This window comes from Corynebacterium sp. (assembly GCF_012838985.1).
Lineage (GTDB): Bacteria > Actinomycetota > Actinomycetes > Mycobacteriales > Mycobacteriaceae > Corynebacterium.
The window spans coordinates 1-17,808 of record NZ_DUOE01000071.1 but is presented as its reverse complement, the minus strand read 5'-3'; the positions used below and the strand labels follow the sequence as shown (position 1 = coordinate 17,808).

At 71.0% G+C, this 17,808-nt stretch carries 13 protein-coding genes and 1 pseudogene; 6 read left to right on the top strand and 8 right to left on the bottom strand.

All coding sequences use genetic code 11. The features are described 5' to 3' along the window. Positions 1-154: 154 nt before the first annotated feature. Positions 155-1,258: a cellulase family glycosylhydrolase gene (locus GXZ33_RS04275; RefSeq protein WP_291339650.1), complete on the bottom strand. Its 1,104-nt coding sequence runs from the start codon at positions 1,256-1,258 to the stop codon at positions 155-157. Continuing rightward, the gene (locus GXZ33_RS04270) at positions 1,258-2,382 is read right to left on the bottom strand and encodes a glycosyltransferase family 4 protein (protein ID WP_291339649.1); all 1,125 of its coding nucleotides are present in this window, start codon (positions 2,380-2,382) and stop codon (positions 1,258-1,260) included. Before GXZ33_RS04270 ends, GXZ33_RS04275 begins: the two co-directional genes overlap by 1 nt. 489 nt (positions 2,383-2,871) lie before the next feature. On the opposite strand from GXZ33_RS04270, the gene GXZ33_RS04265 reads away from it, so the two are divergent. Beyond that, positions 2,872-4,083, top strand: a complete 1,212-nt coding sequence (locus GXZ33_RS04265) for an exopolysaccharide biosynthesis polyprenyl glycosylphosphotransferase (protein WP_291339648.1) — start codon at positions 2,872-2,874, stop codon at positions 4,081-4,083. Further along, positions 4,080-5,111: a glycosyltransferase family 1 protein gene (locus tag GXZ33_RS04260; RefSeq protein ID WP_291339647.1), complete on the top strand. Its 1,032-nt coding sequence runs from the start codon at positions 4,080-4,082 to the stop codon at positions 5,109-5,111. Before GXZ33_RS04265 ends, GXZ33_RS04260 begins: the two co-directional genes overlap by 4 nt. Positions 5,112-5,123: 12 nt before the next feature. On the opposite strand, the gene GXZ33_RS04255 is transcribed toward GXZ33_RS04260, so the two are convergent. The 6 genes from GXZ33_RS04255 to GXZ33_RS04230 are packed head-to-tail and all read right to left on the bottom strand — an operon-like array spanning position 5,124 to position 13,218. After that, entirely contained in the window at positions 5,124-6,239 is a 1,116-nt protein-coding gene (locus GXZ33_RS04255) for a glycosyltransferase (protein ID WP_291339645.1), read from the bottom strand. Beyond that, positions 6,236-7,396, bottom strand: a complete 1,161-nt coding sequence (locus tag GXZ33_RS04250) for a hypothetical protein (protein WP_291339643.1) — start codon at positions 7,394-7,396, stop codon at positions 6,236-6,238. The genes GXZ33_RS04255 and GXZ33_RS04250 overlap by 4 nt, the downstream gene beginning before the upstream one ends. Next, positions 7,397-8,737, bottom strand: a complete 1,341-nt coding sequence (locus tag GXZ33_RS04245; protein ID WP_291339641.1) for an O-antigen ligase family protein — start codon at positions 8,735-8,737, stop codon at positions 7,397-7,399. It lies immediately after the preceding gene. Next, complete coding sequence (locus tag GXZ33_RS04240) at positions 8,734-9,492, bottom strand: polysaccharide deacetylase family protein (protein ID WP_291339639.1); 759 nt, start codon at positions 9,490-9,492, stop codon at positions 8,734-8,736. Before GXZ33_RS04240 ends, GXZ33_RS04245 begins: the two co-directional genes overlap by 4 nt. Further along, positions 9,482-10,993: a flippase gene (locus GXZ33_RS04235; RefSeq protein ID WP_291339637.1), complete on the bottom strand. Its 1,512-nt coding sequence runs from the start codon at positions 10,991-10,993 to the stop codon at positions 9,482-9,484. Before GXZ33_RS04235 ends, GXZ33_RS04240 begins: the two co-directional genes overlap by 11 nt. Then, positions 10,990-13,218 carry a GNAT family N-acetyltransferase gene (locus tag GXZ33_RS04230; protein WP_291339636.1) on the bottom strand — a complete coding sequence of 743 codons (2,229 nt, stop codon included), beginning with the start codon at positions 13,216-13,218 and terminating at the stop codon, positions 10,990-10,992. The genes GXZ33_RS04235 and GXZ33_RS04230 overlap by 4 nt, the downstream gene beginning before the upstream one ends. Before the next feature lie 190 nt (positions 13,219-13,408). Between GXZ33_RS04230 and trmB the strand changes: the two genes are divergently transcribed. The 4 genes and pseudogenes from trmB to GXZ33_RS04210 form a co-directional block, all read left to right on the top strand. After that, on the top strand, positions 13,409-14,215 hold the full coding sequence (trmB, locus tag GXZ33_RS04225; RefSeq protein WP_291339634.1) for a tRNA (guanosine(46)-N7)-methyltransferase TrmB: 807 nt from the start codon (positions 13,409-13,411) through the stop codon (positions 14,213-14,215). Between the two features lie 31 nt (positions 14,216-14,246). Beyond that, positions 14,247-14,924 (top strand): NYN domain-containing protein, encoded by a 678-nt coding sequence (locus GXZ33_RS04220; protein ID WP_291339632.1) that lies wholly within the window; start codon positions 14,247-14,249, stop codon positions 14,922-14,924. An 11-nt stretch (positions 14,925-14,935) separates the two neighbouring features. Continuing rightward, positions 14,936-17,317, top strand: coding sequence for an MMPL family transporter (locus tag GXZ33_RS04215; RefSeq protein WP_291339630.1), 2,382 nt, complete (start codon positions 14,936-14,938; stop codon positions 17,315-17,317). 13 nt (positions 17,318-17,330) lie between these two features. Beyond that, a pseudogene (locus GXZ33_RS04210) lies at positions 17,331-17,808 on the top strand (UPF0104 family protein); the annotation flags it as partial.

Genomic DNA, 17,808 nt, shown 5'->3' with positions numbered 1-17,808 from the left:
CGCGGCGCAGCGCCAGGCCGACCGGGCAGCCGAAATCCCGCGCATGTGCCCAGTCGGCCGCGCGGATGAACATGTCCGGAGTCTCCACCGGCCCTCCCCCGAGTTGTTGCGCCCATGATCACCCGGGCCCACGGCCGCCGCAACAGGAGGCGGGTCAGTCCCCGTCGGACAGGAGCGCGCACTGCTCCGCGGCGTCGCGAAGCTGCAGGTAGGCGGGCTTCGGGTCGCCCGGGCCGTAGAGGAGTCCGAAGTAGGACTCGCGGTCCTCCGCGCCGAGGTCCAGGTCGTACATCGTGTACATGAAGATCGGCCCGAGGTAACGGCTGCCGTCGGTGAGCTGCAGCGCCTCGACGACCATGTCCGCCTGCAGGGCAGTGCCGACCCCGCCCTCGCCGGCGCTGGGCGCGCCATACTCCGTGAGCCAGATGCTCCGGGTGTAGTCGCCGTGGCTGTGCATGATGGCCTGGATCTTCGGCAGCTGGGCGAAGGTGTTCCAGTGCGCGGAGCCGGAGGGCATCTCCGGGTAGGAGTAGGGGTGGATGCCGACGGCCGTGACGTCACGCAGCGCATCCAGTTCGTAGAGGCCCCGGAGGAAGCGGTCGATGGTGACGGAGTAGTCCTCGATGTTGAGGGCCGGGGCCAGGCCGGCCGAGACGACCTCGGCATCCGGGTCGATCTCCCGCAGGAGCGGCGCCGTGGCGGTGAGCAGCTCCGCGTAGGACTCGGGCGAGGGACGGTCCCAGAAGCGGGCGATGTTCGGCTCGTTCCAGATCTCGTAGGCGTCGGCCTGGTCGCGGTAGCGCTCGGCCACCTCCGCCGCGAACTGCGCGTACTGCTCGGCGGCCCCGCTGCCGACGGTGCCGAAACCGGTCACCCAGGCCGGTGTGGTGTGGATGAGCAGGAGCGGACGCAGCCCGGCGTCGAGCGCGATGTTGAGCCGCTCGTCGAGGGCCTCCCAGCGGTACACCCCCGGGCTGGGCTCGATGTCGCGCCAGATGACGCCCAGGCGGATCCACTCCGCACCCATGGTGTCCATCTCGGCGACCATGAACCGGAAGTCCTGCGGAGACATGCTCTCCCACTCCATCGGGCCCGCTACACCCAGGGAGGGGCAACGGTCGTACGCGGCCTCCGGCATGGGCTGCTCCACGCGTTCAAAACCGTCCACCTTCAACCATCCGATCGCGGCCACCGCCAGCGCCGACGTCAGTACGGCGAGGAGGGTGACCCGCCAGGCCCGGTGCCGGGGGAATCCCATCAGCTCAGCTCCTTCAACATCAGGTCGCGCGTCCGCGTCACGTCGTGCTTCCCGACGACCCGCGCCCGCGCCGTCTCCCGCAGCTGTGCCGCGCGCGCGGGATCCCCGAGCACCGCCCGGATCCCCTCCGCGAGGGCCTGCGCATCCCCCGGGCGCACGAGCACCCCCGCGCCGTCCCGCAGATACTCCGCGGCCCCACCGTGGTCGGTGGCCACCACGGGCACCCCGTGCGCCATCGCCTCGAGCACCCCCAGGGGACCGGCCTCGGGGGAGGTCGACGCCGAGACCAGCGCCTTCCACCGGGGGAACACGTCCCGCTTGTCGACGTGCCCCAGGAACGCCACCCGCCCCGCCAGGTCCGGCTGCGCCGCGCGGGCCCGCAGCTGTTCCTCGAAGTCCCCGGACCCCGGGAAGGCCGTGCCGGCGATCTCCAGGCGGACGTCCGGCAGGAGGGCGAGTGCCTCGAGCAGCACGTCATGCCCCTTCCACCCGGTGATGGCAGCGAGGATGCCGATGACGTTCTCCCCCGTGGTGGTCCGGGTGGTCCCGGACATCTCCGCCGGGATCTCCACGCCGTTGGGCCGGATCCGGACGGCGGCGCCGTCGCCCAGGAGGGGACGGACGGAGTCCCCGGTGACCTCCGAGACTGCAACCGCCCTGGTCAGGGCATGCCCACCGAGCCGGGCCACCACCCGCTGCTTGAGGGAGGTGATGGTGTCGTGCACCAGCCAGGAGATGACGGGACGACCTCCCCGGGCCCGGTGCCGCGGGAAAGCGAGACCCACGACCGGGAGCGCGAAGGTGGAGTTGACGATCATGCTGTCGGCGTCACGGGCCACGGCGCGGAGCACCCGCGCGGAACGGGCCCACAGGAACGGCAGCCCCGCCACCTCCCGGACCCGACGTGGTCCGCGGGCCCCGCCGAGCCGCACCAGCGGGGCGGACACATGGGACACAGAGGCGGGCGCCAGGGTCGCGAGCGGCCCGTCCGGACACACCAGCGTGACACGGTCCCCCCTCCCGACGGCGAGGTCCACGAGGTCGAGCAGCACCCGCTCCGCCCCCGAGACCTCGGCACCGGCGTTGACGACGACCACGTGCCGTCTCCTCCGGCGATCCTCCATGTGTCCCTTCCGTTGCACCGACCTACCGCGCCAACTCTATACGGTCGGGCCCTTCCAGCGTGTCGGCACGGCAGCACCGGGGCACGACGTCCCCGGGGCCTCCGGGGGTCTCCAGGCACGCCGAAGTACCCCCAACAACTTTCCCCGGGTGTAGTTTCCGCGGCAAGAAGATATAATCACGTGAACGTACTGAAATATTCCGTCACCTAGCCTGCTGCACCGGCGTGCAGCAGCCCCCTAGGAGCTGCCATGTCGCCGAATTCCCCCGGCGCGAGAACTGCACGTTCGCGCGCCGTCACAGATTTCGGAGGGGCCAGCCGCCCCCTTTTCCCGAGAGCCTCCTCCGCCACCGGGAGTGCAGGCAGCGAGAGCAGCGCCCGTCGCCCGGCGCTCCTGTCCCGTTCCGTCCACCGCCTCCTCGATGCGACGGTCATCATCGCCGTCGTACTCCTGATGGGACTCTCCGTCCCGTGGTGGACGGCCGCCCTCATGATTCTGTTCCTACAGATGATTCCAACACTCTACCGGCTGCGGCTCAACATGTCGGCGTTCGACACCCTCCCGCTCATTCTGCCGCTCGGGTCAGTCGTCGCCTACCTCGCCGTCACCCTGGTGGATCCCCTCCTGACCACCGGCGACGCGCTCGTGTTCGCCGCCGTCTCCGGGGTCGCGCTCAGCCTGTCCTGGACCCTCATGTTCGCCGTGACCCGGTGGTGGCGCCGCCGACCCGATGCCGTGCTGCACCGCACGATCATCCTGGGCTCCTCCGGCGCCAACCGTCCGCTGGTCAGCTTCCTCGCGGAGAACCCGCAGTACGGACTACGTCCCGTGGCCGTCGTCGACAGGGAGAACGAACCCGGCGCGAGTATCCCGGGGGTGGTCACCGACCAGCTCACGGACAACCTGTCGGACCTGATCCAGCGGCACAACGCCGCCGTCGTCATCATCGGGCAGAGCCGCTACACCGAGGACTATCTCCTGAGCGTCTTCCGCGCCTCGCTCCTTGACAACGCCAGATTCTACGTCGTGCCCCGACTCCCCGTCCGTGCCTCCGACCTCGGTTCCGAACAGCTGGGACTCTTCTCCCTGTCCCCTCTCACCCGGACCGCCCACCGGACCTTCTGGTGGTCCCTCAAGCGTCCGATGGACATCCTGCTGTCCGGACTGGCCATGGTCGGCCTGGCACCACTCATGGGGGCCATCGCCGTCGCGGTGAAACTCCGGTCCCCGCAGCACCCCGTCCTCTTCCGGCAGACCCGGGTCGGCATGGACGGCAGGCCCTTCGAACTGCTGAAGTTCCGCACCCTCACGCCGGCCACCGCCACCGAGTCCGACGTCACGTGGAACGTGGCGAACGACCACCGGCTGACCCGCCTGGGCAGGTTCCTGCGTGCCTCCTCCCTCGATGAGCTCCCCCAGATCATCAACGTGCTGCGCGGTGACATGACCGTGGTGGGTCCGCGCCCGGAACGGCCGTTCTTCGTCGAGAAGTTCGGTACCGAGTTCCCCGACTACCTGCACCGCCACCGCGTCCCCGTCGGACTGACGGGGTGGGCGGCCATCCACGGCCTCCGCGGGGACACCTGCATCCGGACCCGTGCGGAGTACGACAACTGGTACATCGAGCACTGGTCACCCTGGCTCGACCTCAAGATCATCCTGCTCACCGTGCGCGCGGTGCTCAAGGGGACCGGCGGATGAGCCGTCTCGTCCTCGGCGCCCTGGCGCTGCGGCCCCACGGCAGCGGCGTGCAGACCTACGAACGTGAACTCATCCATGCCCTGAGCCTTCTCGACGGCCTGCCGGACCTCGCGGCGGTCGTCCAGGAGGACACCACCGCGACCCTCCCGGCTGACGTGACACCGCTGCCCCGCCCGGTGTGCTCCGGTGTCCGCCGTGCGGTGGAGGGGCTGCGCCCGGTCCCGGCGGCACTGTTCCACTCCCTCGACGTCGACCTGCCGCTCGCGCAGCGCAGCCCGACGGTCTCGACCGTGCACGACATGTCGGTGTTCGACACCCCCTGGGCCATGTCCCGCCTCCGCGCGGCAGGTGAGCAGCAGCTCCTCCGACGCTCCCTGCGCCGGGCGGACGCGATCATCGCCGTCTCCGAGTTCACCGCCGAAAGGATCCGGGCCCTCACCGGCCGGGACTCCACCGTCACCCCCCTGGCCCCCGCCCCCTGGGCGCGGATCCCGGGGGACGCGGAGGTCACCCGGGTGCGGGAGAAGTACGACCTGCCGGAACGCTTCGTCCTGCAGCTGGGCACGCTCGAGCCGCGGAAACGACCTGACGTGGTCAATGAGGCCCTGCACGGCACCGGTGTCCCCCTGGTGCTGGCCGGCGGACGCACCGACAGCGCGGAACGCCCCGCCGGGTCCATCGGCCTCGGTTACGTCGACCTCGACGACGTCCCCGCCCTGTACCGGGCCGCGACGGTGGTGGCCTACGCCTCCTCCTACGAGGGTTTCGGACTGCCCCCGGTCGAGGCCCTGGCGTGCGGGGCCGTCGTGGTCGCCAGCGCCGTCGGCGGGATCCCCGAGGCCGTGGGATCGGGTGCCGTCGTGGTGCGGGGTCTGCGCCGGGAGGACTGGCGTGACGCCCTTCTCGAGGCGCTCAACGACGACACCCACCGCAGCACGCTCCTCCGGGAGGCAGAGGGCACGGTCGGGACCCTGACCTGGGAGGCGACCGCCCGGGCGACGGCCGCGGTCTACCGGACCCTGCTCTGACCCCGCCCCGGGCTACAGCACCTCGTCGACGACCTCCGCCATGCGGCGGCGGAACATGGCCTCGGAGAAGCCGGCCGCCCAGTCGACGAGTGCGTCCTGCCGGTACCGGGAGTCGTCGAAGTCCCGCAACGCGGCGGCGAGGTTGCTGACGGCCTCCTCCGGGGTGTCCCCGGCGAAGTGCTCGCCGCTCACTCCGGGACGGACACTGTCCAGGGCCCCGCCCTTGTTGAGGGCGATCACGGGGGTGCCGCACGCCATGGCCTCGACGGGGACGATCCCGAAGTCCTCCTCGCCGGGCATGAGCAGGGCCCGCGCGCCACGGATGAGGTCACGCATCTCCTCGCCGGGCAGTCGTCCGCGGAACTCGACGTTCGGGCTGGCCAGCGCCCGTGCCCGCTCCATGTCCCGGCCGTCACCGACGACCACCAGGCGGACACCGGCCCGCACGGCGGCAGCCACCCCGAGCGGCACCTGCTTGTAGGGCACCAGACGTCCGACGGAGATGAAGTAGTCCCCCTTCTGCACGGCGGGGTCCGGGCGGAAGAAGTCGGTGTCCACCGGCGGATGGACGACCGTGGTCTCCCGGTCCCAGTACTGCTCCACCCGCTGCGCCACCGCGGAGGAGTTCGCCACGATGCGGGTCACCCGGGGTGCCCAGCGCCGTTCACTGCCCCGGGCCCGGGCGGCGAGGAGCGCCAGCGCGGTGGCCCCGAGCTGTCCGCGTGACTCGTTCTCCCGGAAGCGGGCCTCCCACGCCCACCGCGCCGGGGAGTGGACGTAGGCGACCGAGGGGATGTCCGCCGCCTCGGCCGCCCCCACCGCAGCCAGGGCGAAGGCGTGGTGGCTGACCACCAGGGCGTCCATGTCGGCCTTCCGCAGGCTCCCCCACCGGAGGGCCTGGGGGACGAGCGGCAGCAGTGGCGCGTAGGTCCGCTGGCGGAGGGCCCGGTAGGGCACCTGCAGCGGGCCGGTGTGGAAACGGTCGCGCAGGTCCGCGGGGATGAGGTCGGGACGTGCGAAGGGCACGTGGACGGACGCGCCGGGCCAGGTGTCGGCGAGCTGCCGGATGACGTGCTCGCTGCCGGCCACGTCGGTCCAGCGTTCGTGGGCGATGGCGACGCGGGTCATGATTCCTCCCCTGGGTTGTCGGTGATTCCGCCGGTCGGGGTGCGGTTGAGCGCGACCAGGGTGGGGACACCGGTCGCCGTCAGGTGGTCCACGGCCTGCTCGATGTCACGCAGCTCCTTGGTGCGCCGGCTGACGGTGACGACCGCCAGGCCGACCTCGTTCGGCGGGTGGGACTGCCACCAGGGGTCCAGCCACGCGGCCTCGTGGACATGAACGTTCTCCCGACCAGCGAGATGGCCCAGGGAGCCTGTGTGTCCGAGCAGCAGGACGGTGTCCCCGGCCGCCAGGGCCTGGGCCGCGCGGGCCTCCGCCAGGGGGCTGAGTCCGTCGTTGAAGGGGGCCGACTCCGTCTCGACGCCGTAGCGGTTGCGCAGTCCGCGCAGCCACATCCGGCCGGGTCGTCTCGGATGACGGAAGTTCCTCCAGGTCAGCGGCAGCGCGGCCAGGAGAGCCACGGCCATGCCCGCCACCAGGCCGGTCTGCAGTGGCTGCGGTCGGACGGGCTCCCCGCCGTTGTCGGACTGGGAGACCTGGACAGGAGGGACCACCTCCGGGACGAGGGCGGAGATCTCCCGGCTGATGAGCTCGATCTGCCACTCCAGGTCGTCCACCGGGGCCGCCGGGTCCGCGGCGCGGCGGTCGAGGATCTGCCTGCGCAGTGGTGCGGTCAGTTCCTCGGACTGGCTGCTGGCCGCGAACATCGCGGTCTCGTGCATCCGGGCGCTGCGCCGGATGAGGGCGGTGACGGTCTCGTCGGCGATCGTCCGGGCCTGCGTGACGTCCGCCCCTTCCGCGGTGATCTGGATGACGCCCTGCACGGAGCCTGCCCGTGCCCGGATCCGCGGGTCGGGGACCCCCGTCACGGCGCTGACGTGCTCGACCATCTCCCGGTCCTGGGCGATGGCCAGGTACACGGGTTCGGCCCGTTCGATGACCCACTGGGGCATGTCGGCGTCGGAGAGCACGCCGAGCGAGACGGTGGAGGTCACCTCGTAGACGGGTGCCCGGCGGTCCAGCGCCACGGTGGTGGCGGCGCCGGCCGCCAGCCCCAGGACCAGGGCCAGCGGCAGCGCACGGAGGAACGCCACCCACAACATGCCCAGATCAAGTGGGGCCGGCACCCGCAGAGCCGGGACGATGGTCTCTCTGTGTGTCATCTACATGCTCACTTTCGTCTGTCCCCTGCTGCTTGTCGACGCCCGGTGGACCGGGCCCCAGGCCACCACCTGCGCGGTGTCGGTCCGGAGGACGGAGGCGCCGACGGCCAGGAGGAACCAGAAATAGAAGTCCAGGGGGAAGATCTCGAGATAGGTGGCGAAAACTCCGGCGACGCAGGCCGCCAGGGTGAGTGCGAGGGCCGCCGCGGTGACCGCCTGCTCCAGGGCGTCGGTCTGGACCCGGAGGAGCCGGAACAGCACCACCACCGCGATGGCCACGACCACCGCATAGAGCAGCAGGCCCGGCAGGCCCAGCTCCAGACCGATCTTGAGGTACTGGTTGTCGGGTTGGTAGGGCAGGTCGAGTGGGGAGCCCCACTCGTCGAGACGCTCCGCCGCGGCACCGGTGGTCCCGAGCCCGCCGCCGAAGGGCTGCACCAGCATCCGGGGCAACGTGTCCGACCAGTGGCCGCGGCGGTCCTCCAGACTCGTGGAGGAGAACAGGGCGGCCAACGCCCCGCTCCGGTCGAGCACCAGCGCCATCGGCAGGAGCAGCACCCCCACCCCGGCCAGCGTCGCGAGGACCGCCAGGAGACGCCGGTACAGCACCACCCCGAGGACGAGCAACGCCACGACCAGACCCACCACGGCGGCACGCACCACCGTGGTCAGCATGGCCAGCAGCAGGAGCGGGGCGAGCCACCAGAAGAGGCGGGAACGGAGCCGGCCCGGTTCCGCCAGCGCGGCGGCGAACCCGAGCACGAGGACCAGCATGAGGAAGAACCCGAAGGGGAAGGGCTGGTTGAAGGTGCCGAAACTGCGCAGGAGCGGACCTGCGTAGCGGATCTCCTCGTTCCACTCGTAGCCCATGTCCGCCAGCGCCCAGCCGCCGGCGTACTGCTGCCACAGTCCGTAGAGCGCGGTGACGACGCCGACGCCCGTCAGCAGGGTGACCAGCAGATCCTTGTCCGCCCGGGTGAACGGGTGGTAGTAGACCACCGCGACGGGCAGGAGGTAGAAGAACGCGATCTTGACGGGGAACGCCGCCTGCGTCCCCAGCACCGCCAGCGCGGAGACGGTCCCCACCGCCACCAGCACCAGCGCCGGCCGCATCCAGGGGAGCACCGTCATCCGGTGCCGCTCGCGGGGGGCGAGCAGGGCACCGACGACGACGGCGAGCACCGCGGCCTCCTTCCAGAAGGTGGCCGTCACCGGCAGGATGAGCAGCAGCCCGTGGAAGGGCACCAGAGTCGCCACGATGAGCAGGCCCCACTGGGGTCGGCGGAGGGACACGAGGAACACGAGTGCGGCGAGCAGCGCCGCGGTGAGCAGACCGGTCATGGCTGATCCTCCACCGCGGGCCACGTCCAGCGGGGACGCAGCAGGAACTTCGCCCACCGCGCGCCCTGCATCTCCTCCCGCATGGCCATGCGGGCCAGCGCGAAGGGGTCGTCGGCGGGGTGGCAGCGTCCGTTCGTGAAGGACCAGCCGGTGCGGTACCCGCTCTCCGCCACGAGGCGCCGGATGCGGGCGTCCTGGTGCCCGAAGGGGTAGCACATGTCGCGTACCTCCCGGCCACCCCACTCGGAGAGCTGCTCGCGGGAACGGAGGAGCTCGGAGCGGACGGCGTCGTCGTCCAGCGCCGGCAGGGAGGGGTGTGTGGCGGTGTGGCCGCAGAGCTCCGCGCCCGCGCTGACGGCCTCGGCCACCTCGGTGCGGGTCATGGTCCGGTCCGCCGGTTCCCACCAGTCGGGGGCGACCCCGAGCCGGTCGGTGACCGGGAGGAGGGTCCACGGGAGCGACTCCGCCGCGAGGTACGGCAGAGCGCGGAGGTGGACGCCGCGGAGGGCGTCGTCGAAAAGCACCGCGGCGAGCCCCGCCACGGAACGACCGGCGTGGAGGGCGTCGGCGAGCGTGCTGAGGGTGACGAACTCGTACCCCAGACGCCGGACGAGCCGCAGCTGGGAACGGAACGTCGACTCCCGCACCGCATAGGGGTAGACGGCGGCGGAATCGGCGATGACGTCGTGGTAGGCGAGCACCAGACCGGAGCGCGACGCCAGCCGGTGGAGCAGGCGACGGGGATCAGCGGACATGGGGCTCCTCCTTCTCCGTGGCGGCCGCGGTCCCGCCGAGCCGCTCCCGGATGAGGTGCAGCACCAGGGCGCTCGTCCGCCGCTCGGCCAGTGCCCACACCACCGTGAACAGCAGTACCGCCCCGACGGCCACCGGGATCCAGGGGAGGCCGAGGTCATCGGTGAGCCGGGTCGCCGGGACGGTGACGGCACCCGTCAGCAGCACCATGCGGACCAGCGGCCCCCAGGGGACCAGCCGTGGCACGCGCAGGCTCCACTGGAGCACCAGCAGCATCGCCACCAGCATCACCACCTCCGTGACCACCGTGGCCGTCGCCGCCCCGACGATCGACCGCAACGGGATGAGGAGGTAGTTGAGCACCACGTTGAGCACCAGGCCCGCCGCCGCGATCACGGGGAACACCTTCAGCTTCTTCGCCGCGATGAGCGAGGAGACCACCACATACGTCACACCGGAGAAACCGGCGCCGATGACCAGCAGGACCGCCGCCGGGGCACCGCCCGCGTACTCGATGCCGTAGAGCAGGGAGATCACCGGACGGGCAGCCGGGGTGAACGCGGTGACCGCCAGCCCGGCGAGCACCGCGGCGATGAGGACCGCCTGCTGGAAGCGGCCCCGGAACGCCGCCGGCCGGTCCGGCCAGGAGGTGATGAGCACCGTGGTGAACGGCACCGCCAGGGAACTGACCACCAGTGCCAGCAGGTCGGAGAACTTGTAGCCGATGGCGTACTTGCCGACGGCCGCGTAGGTGTCCATCTGCTGCAGCATGAGCGTGTCGATCCGCTCGAGCAGATGCAGCAGGGCGAAGCCGAAGGACAGGGGGACGGCCTCCCGCAGCATCTCCCCCCAGTAGGCGGTGGGGTGCCGGAAGGTGGGCCGGAACTCCGGCTCCAGGAGCCGGGGCACGCCGAGCGCCCGCCAGGCGATGACGATGACCTCGCGGGCCACCGCCGGGATGATGAACAGGAGCAGCGCCGGCTGGAGCAGCGCCACGATGACGATGAGCAGGAACTGCACCATCTGGCCGACGATGTCCCCCACCGCCACGAAGGTCAGCCGCAGACGGCTCTGGTACAGCACGAACAGGGCGTTGGCGGGGGTGGCGAGCAGGACCGTCGTGCCGGCGAAGGCGGTCGCGGCCATGACCACCGGGGACAGGCCTACCGCCCAGGCGTAGCCGACGGCCACCGTGAATCCGATGAGACCGAGGAGTGCGCGGAGCACGAAGAAGGAGCCCGCGATCCGCGCGGCCTCCGTCGGGTTCCGCGAGTTCAGGCGCGCCAGCACGACACGGCCCACCCCGAGGTCGGTGACCACCTCGAGCAGGCCCAGCAGCGCGAATACGAAGGAGTACCGGCCCCAGTCGTCCCCCGCCAGGGCGCGGGAGATGATGACGCTGCCCGCCCAGCCGAAGGCCGCCGTGATGAGCCGCCCGCCGATGAGGGCGACGGTGCTGCTGAACAGGCGACGTGATTCGCCCGGGGCCGGCGTGGTGCTCACTGTTGCGTCCCTCCCCCACCGGAGGGCCGCCGGACACGGGTGAGCAGCGCGTACGCCCACTCACTGAGTCGACGCACCGCCCGTTCCGCACCCAGGGTCAGCCCGGCTACCCGCCACGGGGCGGCGGTCACCGTGCCGACGCGGTACACGCGGGTCGCCCACGGGTCCTTGTACTCGCTCTCGCCGATCATGTGGTCCATCGCCGTGATGCCGGCCGGCCCGCTGTCGTTGACGGTGCGCTCGATGAGCTGGTGTCCGACGGACAGGGCCCGGTACCGCGGGTCGAAGCGGGTCAGCCACCCCTCGGCGGTGCCCCCGGACAGGAGCAGGACGTCGAACGCGACCAGGTGGCCGCCGACGCGGAGCAGCACGATGCGCAGGTGTCCCCGCCCGGCCTCCGCGTCGAGGAACGCGCGGGTGAACTCCCCGTGCGCACCGGCGGTGAGGTTGAGGCGGGCCTCCTTCTCGGCCTCCTCGGCGGCGGCCGCGACCCGCACGATCTCCGGCCAGACGCGGGCGAGCTCCTCCGGGGTCTCCGCGAGCCCGAAGGTCACCTCGCCCTCCTCGCGCCCCGTCTTGCTGCGCGCACTGCGCACGCCGCGCAGATCACGGGCGGTGGTGCCCGGCGGCAGGTCGGTGACGGGGCAGACGTCGTCCAGCTCGTGATTGACGGTCCACCCGCCGTGGTCCAGCAGGGCCTGCACCAGCGGGGAGTCCGCGGGCAGATGGGTGAGCGCCAGGAGGATCCGTCGTTCGTGGAGCCCCTCCACCAGGGCGGACAGGGCCGCCGCGTCCTCCGCGAGCGCCTCCCCCACCGTGCCCAGGCCGTGGCCGGTGAGGCGGTGCACCGTCACCCCGAGGCGGGTCCGGGCGTGCAGCGGCAGCAGCGCCACGAGGCGGCCTTCCCGGTGGACGGTCGCCACCGTCAACCGCCCCTTCCCCAGGGTGCGGAACCAGGTGAGCGCGTAGGAGGGCCGGGAGGAGAAACGGGTGGAGCGGCGCTCCGCGAGGTCCCACCACTGCGCGAGGAGATTCTCGTCGACCTCCCGGTGCAGGGTGAACACCGTGCCCGCCGCGTCGGGGGCCGGCAGGTCCGCCGCCCGGGCGAGCTCCGCCAGGATCCTGTCCGCCGAGGTGGTCATGTCGTAGTGCTCCCGGGCGTGACGCCAGCCGGCGGCCCCCATCCGGGCGCGGAGCTCCGGATCGTCCACGAGGCGTCCCAGTGCCTCGGCGACGGGCGGGGCGGTGCGGGCGTCGACAAGCAGTCCCGTCTCCCCGTCGATGACCATCTCCGGGATCGCGCCGTTGGGGTGGGCCACCACCGGCAGCCCGGCGGCCATGGCCTCGAGGATGGCGTTGGGGGCCTGGTCGATGAGGGAGGGCAGGCAGAAGATGTCGGCGTCGGCGAGGATGTCCCACAGCCGGTCCTCGCCGGGCTGCAGGTCGTTGACCACCGTCAGCCCCTCCTCCGGGGGCAGGCTCTCCAGGGTGATGAGGGTGAGGTCGGCGCGGTCGCGGAGGTGGGCACGCCAGACGTCGAGAAGCAGTGTCCCGCCCTTGCGCTCCAGGGACGTGCCGACAAACACGATCGTCGGACGGCGGGCGGGATCCCGCGGCGGGAGGGGGTCGGCGAAGTAGGGCGAGTGGACGCCCATCTCCAGACGTTCGACCTGCTGCGGCGGCAGCCCGTAGTCGGGGGAGGCCAGGGACCCCTCGACCGCGCGGGAGCAGGCGAACACCTTCCTCGCCGCATCGAGGACGGGGCGTTCGAAGGGGAGGTTGACCCGGCTCATCGGCGCGGTGAAACGGGTCGGGGTGCGGTACGGCACGCTGAAGACGTTGAGGCGCCCCGTGCTGTCCGTGGTGATGACGCTCGGGGTGGACCGCAGGAGGTCGGCGCTGCCCAGCAGGCAGTTCTGGGTGTAGACGTGCATGGCGTCGACCCCACCCCGGGCCAGTCGGCGGCGGACCTGCCGCCGCATGTTGAACGAGTGCACGAGCTGCCCGCGCAGCGGCTGCAGGTCGAGGTCCAGCCGCCCCAGGAGCGGCAGCGGGGCGCGCAGGATCCGGCCGAGCAGACCGGGGTCGGCGCCGTCGATGAACTCCACCGACACGTCGTCACGCCCCGCGAAGATCCGGCGCAGCGACCTGTGCACGGTGCGGTGCCCACCGATGTTCTCGTTGACGAACAGGTAGTGCGGGACACGGTCGGAACGGGTCTGCATGGTTGTCCTTCAGCAACGGCGGGGTCACCGGCGGTCGGCGACAGGGGATGATCCAGGACAGTATCCCACACCAAACCCATTCCGCGGCCACTATCGGGGAGCGCGGCGCTGCGGCGGCCGCTGTCCGGAACGGCCACGCCCCTCCGCCGGAGAATTGAAGTTTGACCATCACCGGGGGAGAATATCGAGGATGTCTAACTCTGATTTTCCCGATAACGCCCACTCCGCCGCCGACCGTGCGGAACGCCCCCTCGGCGACCTGCCCGCCGGCCGTCCGCTGCAGACCGATTTCGGCGACGACGGCCGCGACTACCCGCGCCTCGGCGCCGTGAGTTTCCGCCGCGGCACCCTCACCGACAACCAGGAGAAGCTCTGGGAGGAGAACTGGCCGCGCCTCGGCCGCGTCCTCGCCGATGAGCGTATCGACGTCGACGGGTGGTTCGGCCGCACCGGCGCCCGCACGATCCTCGAGATCGGGTCCGGCACCGGCACCTCCACCGCCGCGATGGCCCCGCTCGAGGCGGACACCAACGTCATCGCCGTCGAGCTGTACAAGCCCGGCCTGGCGAAGCTGCTCGGCGCGGTGGTGCGCGGCGGCATCGACAACATCCGCATGGTGCGCGGCGACGGCGTCGAGGTCCTGGCCCGCATGATCGAGCCCGGTTCCCTCGACGGGGTGCGGATCTTCTTCCCGGACCCGTGGCCGAAGGCCCGCCACCACAAGCGCCGGATCATCCAGACGGGCACGCTGCACCTCATCGCCACCCGCCTCAAGCCGGGTGGTGTCCTCCACGTGGCCACCGACCACGCCGACTACGCCGAGTGGATCAGCGAGCTCGTCCACTCCGAGCCGCTCCTGGAGTTCAGGGGCTGGCCGTGGCCGGAGTGCCCGCAGCTGGTGGACCGTCAGGTCATCACCAAGTTCGAGGGCAAGGGCCTGGACAAGGACCACACGATCACCGAGTTCCTGTGGCAGCGCACCACCGATAATCCCTGATTTCCCCCGTATAACCGAAAAGAGTCCCCCCGTGAGCGATCTTCACGAATCCACCCACCACTACGGCGCCCAGGACGCGCCCGGACCGGAGAATCTCCTCCTCGTCTGGGACGCCCCGAACCTGGACATGGGCCTGGGTGCCATCCTGGGTGGCCGGCCCACCGCCGTCCACCGCCCGCGTTTCGACGCCATCGGTCGCTGGCTGCTGGCCCGCGCCGGCCGGCTGTCCCATGAGACGGGCAGCCGCGTCGAGGCCGAGGCCACGGTGTTCACCAACGTCACCCCCGGTGGCGCGGACGTCGTCCGCCCGTGGGTGGAGGCGCTGCGTAACGTCGGTTTCGCCGTGTTCGCCAAGCCGAAGACGGAGGAGGACTCCGACGTCGACCCGGACATGCTGGCGCACATCCGGCGTCGTCACGCGGAGGGCGTGCTGCGCGGCCTCGTCGTCGCCTCGGCCGACGGCCAGAACTTCAGGGAGACCATCGACGAGCTCATCGCCGAGGGCCTGCCGGTCACCGTCATCGGTTTCCACGAGCATGCCTCGTGGGCCGTGGCCTCCGAGACCATCGAGTTCGTCGATCTCGAGGAGATCTCCGGTGTGTTCCGGGAGCCGTTGCCGCGTATCAGCCTCGACCAGCTTCCCGACGAGGGCGCCTGGCTGCAGCCCTTCCGCCCGCTGTCGGCGCTGCTCGCCGGCCGCAACCACTAGGAGGGCCGTCCATGTTCGAGAAGTGGGGACATTTCTCCTACCGGCACCGACGCCTGGTGCCCCTCATCGTCATCGCCGCGATCCTGGCGGTGTACGCGATCTTCGGCACCCAGCTGGGCGCCCGCATGAGCCAGGAGGGCTGGGACGACCCCGGCTCCAGCTCCACCGCGGCCGCCCACCTCGAGCAGGAGGTCTTCGGCCGGGACAACTCCGGTGACGTCATCCTGCTCTTCGAGGCGCCGGAGGGTCACAACCTCAACGACCCCACGACGTTCGGGGCCATCGCCTCGCACCTGGAGTCGCTGCAGTCGGAGCACCCGGACGAGATCGCGCACGTCACCAGCTACTTCGACACCCGCAACGCCCAGCTGATCAACGACGACGGCACCCGCGCCTTCGCCGCCGTCGGCCTGCGCGGGGACGGTGAGCAGACGCTCAGGGACTACCGCGCCATCGAGGACTCCCTCATCGCCGGGGACCTGCCGGGAGACGTGCAGACCCGCGTGGCCGGTGCCACGGCGGTCGCCGACTCCCTCGACGACGGCATGGCGGGCGACATCGTCCGCGCGGAGGTCATCGCCCTGCCGGTGGTGGCCGTCCTGCTGCTGTTCGTCTTCGGTTCCGCCGTGGCGGCGCTCATGCCGCTCATCGTGGGCATCCTCTCCATCGCCGGTTCCCTCGGCGTGCTGTCCATCCTCGCCGGACTCACCCAGGTCAACGTGTTCGCCCAGTCCGTGGTGACGCTCCTGGGCCTGGGTCTGGCCATCGACTACGGCCTGTTCATGGTCTCCCGTTTCCGCGAGGAGCTGGACAAGGGCACCTCCGTCCCGGAGGCGGTGGGCACGACGACGGCCACCGCCGGCAAGACGGTGGTGTTCTCCGCCGCGATGGTCGCGGTGGCCCTGTCCGGCCTGCTGGTGTTCCCGCAGGCGTTCCTCAAGTCGGTCGCCTACGGTGCGATCTCCGCGGTCGGCCTCGCCGCCCTGCTGTCGGTGACGGTGCTGCCGGCCCTGTTCGGCATGCTCGGGCACAACATCGACAGGTGGACCGTCCGTCGCACCAAGCGCACCGCCCGCCGCCTCGAGGACACGGTGTGGTTCCGTATCCCGGGATGGGCCATGAAGCACGCCAAGCTGGTCACCGTCGGTGTCGCCGGCCTGCTCATCGCGCTGACCCTGCCGCTGGCGGGGGTGAAGTTCGGCGGCATCAACGAGACCTACCTGCCGCCGAACAACGACGTCCGTGTCGCCCAGGACGACTTCAACGACACCTTCCCCGCCTTCCGCACCGAGCCGGTGAAGCTGGTGGTCACCGACGCCACCGAGGAGCAGCTGGTCGACGTGTTCGTCCAGCTGCGTGACATCGAGGGCCTGAGCTCCCAGTTCACCCCCGACCACGGCACGGTCGACGGCACGACGGTGCTCTCGGCGGGCATCGAGGACCGCGATCTCAACAGTGCGGTCGTCGACCAGCTGCGCGCCCTCGACGTCCCCGACGGCGTCGACCTCTACATCGGCGGCACCCCGGCGATGGAGATCGAGTCCATCGAGGCGCTCATGGACAAGCTGCCGTGGATGGCGCTGTACATCGTCGTGGCCACGTTCATCCTGATGGCCCTCGTCTTCGGTTCACTCATCCTGCCGGCGAAGGCGATCATCATGACGGTCCTGGGTCTGGGCGCCACCCTGGGCATCCTCACCGCCATGTTCGTCGGCGGCGTCGGCGCGGACCTGTTCAACTTCACCCCGGGCCCGCTCATGTCCCCGGTGCTGGTGCTCATCGTGGCCATCGTCTACGGCCTGTCGACGGACTACGAGGTCTTCCTCGTCTCCCGCATGGTGGAGGCCCGGGACCGCGGCAGATCCACGGACGACGCCATCCGCTACGGCACGGCGCAGACCGGCTCGATCATCACGGCGGCCGCGCTCATCATGATCGTCGTGGCCGGCGCATTCGGGTTCTCCGAGATCGTCATGATGAAGTACATCGCCTTCGGCATGATCTTCGCCCTGGCCATCGACGCCACCATCATCCGCATGATGCTCGTCCCCGCGGTCATGCACCTGCTGCGCGAGGACAACTGGTGGGCGCCGCGCTTCGTCAAGCGCGCCTACGAGAAGATGGGCCACAGCGAGGATCTCCCGCCCGTCCCGGCGCCTGCCCCGACGCCGGCCACCCCGGAGCCCGAGGAGGCCGAGGAGGCCGAGTCCGAGAACCGGGTGGATGAGCCCCTCGAGGGTGAGCTGCTCATCGACGAGGCCGTCCTCGCCGACCACGACGAGGCGGCCCGCGGTGGGCGCACCACGGCGGAGGATTCTGAGCTCATTCCCTTCGCCGAGCTCATGGCCCGCCTCGAGGCCGACCGGAACGGTCCCCGCAAGCTTGGCCGGTAGCATGTGGCGCTGGGTGCGGTGGCTCGCACCGCTGGTGGTGCTCATCGTCCTGGGTCTGGTCTTCCGCGACCAGATGCCGTTCATCGGCGACGGTGTGCGCCGCCTGCGCGACGCCTCCCCGTGGGGCGTGGGCGCCGCGGTGCTCTCCGCCATCGCGTCGATCGTGGCGATGGCCGCGGTCATGCGTCTGCTTCTCGACGCCGGCGGCACCCGTGTCCGTCTCCGCGACACCACCGCCATCACCCTGGCCTCCAATTCCTGGTCGACGTCCCTGCCGGGAGGTCCGGCCTTCTCCGCTGTGTTGACCTATCAGGTGCAGCGCTCCTGGGGGGCCAGCCGCCTGCTGTGCGGCTGGTTCTTCGTCCTCAGCTCCGCGGTGTCGACGATGTGGCTGGTGGTCATCGGCATCGCCGGTGTCTTCTTCCTCGGCGCCGACGTCAACGTGTGGTCGCTGCTGCTCACCCTCCTGGTGATGACGGGTCTGTCCTGGG

Bases quoted from the DNA above. Each gene is read 5' to 3' on its own strand.
- GXZ33_RS04215 (WP_291339630.1), top strand. From the start codon at position 14,936: ATGTTCGAGAAGTGGGGACATTTCTCCTACCGGCACCGACGCCTGGTG.
- GXZ33_RS04230 (WP_291339636.1), bottom strand. From the start codon at position 13,218: ATGCAGACCCGTTCCGACCGTGTCCCGCACTACCTGTTCGTCAACGAG.
- trmB (WP_291339634.1), top strand. From the start codon at position 13,409: ATGTCTAACTCTGATTTTCCCGATAACGCCCACTCCGCCGCCGACCGT.
- GXZ33_RS04255 (WP_291339645.1), bottom strand. From the start codon at position 6,239: ATGACCCGCGTCGCCATCGCCCACGAACGCTGGACCGACGTGGCCGGC.
- GXZ33_RS04265 (WP_291339648.1), top strand. From the start codon at position 2,872: ATGATTCTGTTCCTACAGATGATTCCAACACTCTACCGGCTGCGGCTC.
- GXZ33_RS04260 (WP_291339647.1), top strand. From the start codon at position 4,080: ATGAGCCGTCTCGTCCTCGGCGCCCTGGCGCTGCGGCCCCACGGCAGC.
- GXZ33_RS04250 (WP_291339643.1), bottom strand. From the start codon at position 7,396: ATGACACACAGAGAGACCATCGTCCCGGCTCTGCGGGTGCCGGCCCCA.
- GXZ33_RS04245 (WP_291339641.1), bottom strand. From the start codon at position 8,737: ATGACCGGTCTGCTCACCGCGGCGCTGCTCGCCGCACTCGTGTTCCTC.
- GXZ33_RS04240 (WP_291339639.1), bottom strand. From the start codon at position 9,492: ATGTCCGCTGATCCCCGTCGCCTGCTCCACCGGCTGGCGTCGCGCTCC.
- GXZ33_RS04275 (WP_291339650.1), bottom strand. From the start codon at position 1,258: ATGGGATTCCCCCGGCACCGGGCCTGGCGGGTCACCCTCCTCGCCGTA.
- GXZ33_RS04270 (WP_291339649.1), bottom strand. From the start codon at position 2,382: ATGGAGGATCGCCGGAGGAGACGGCACGTGGTCGTCGTCAACGCCGGT.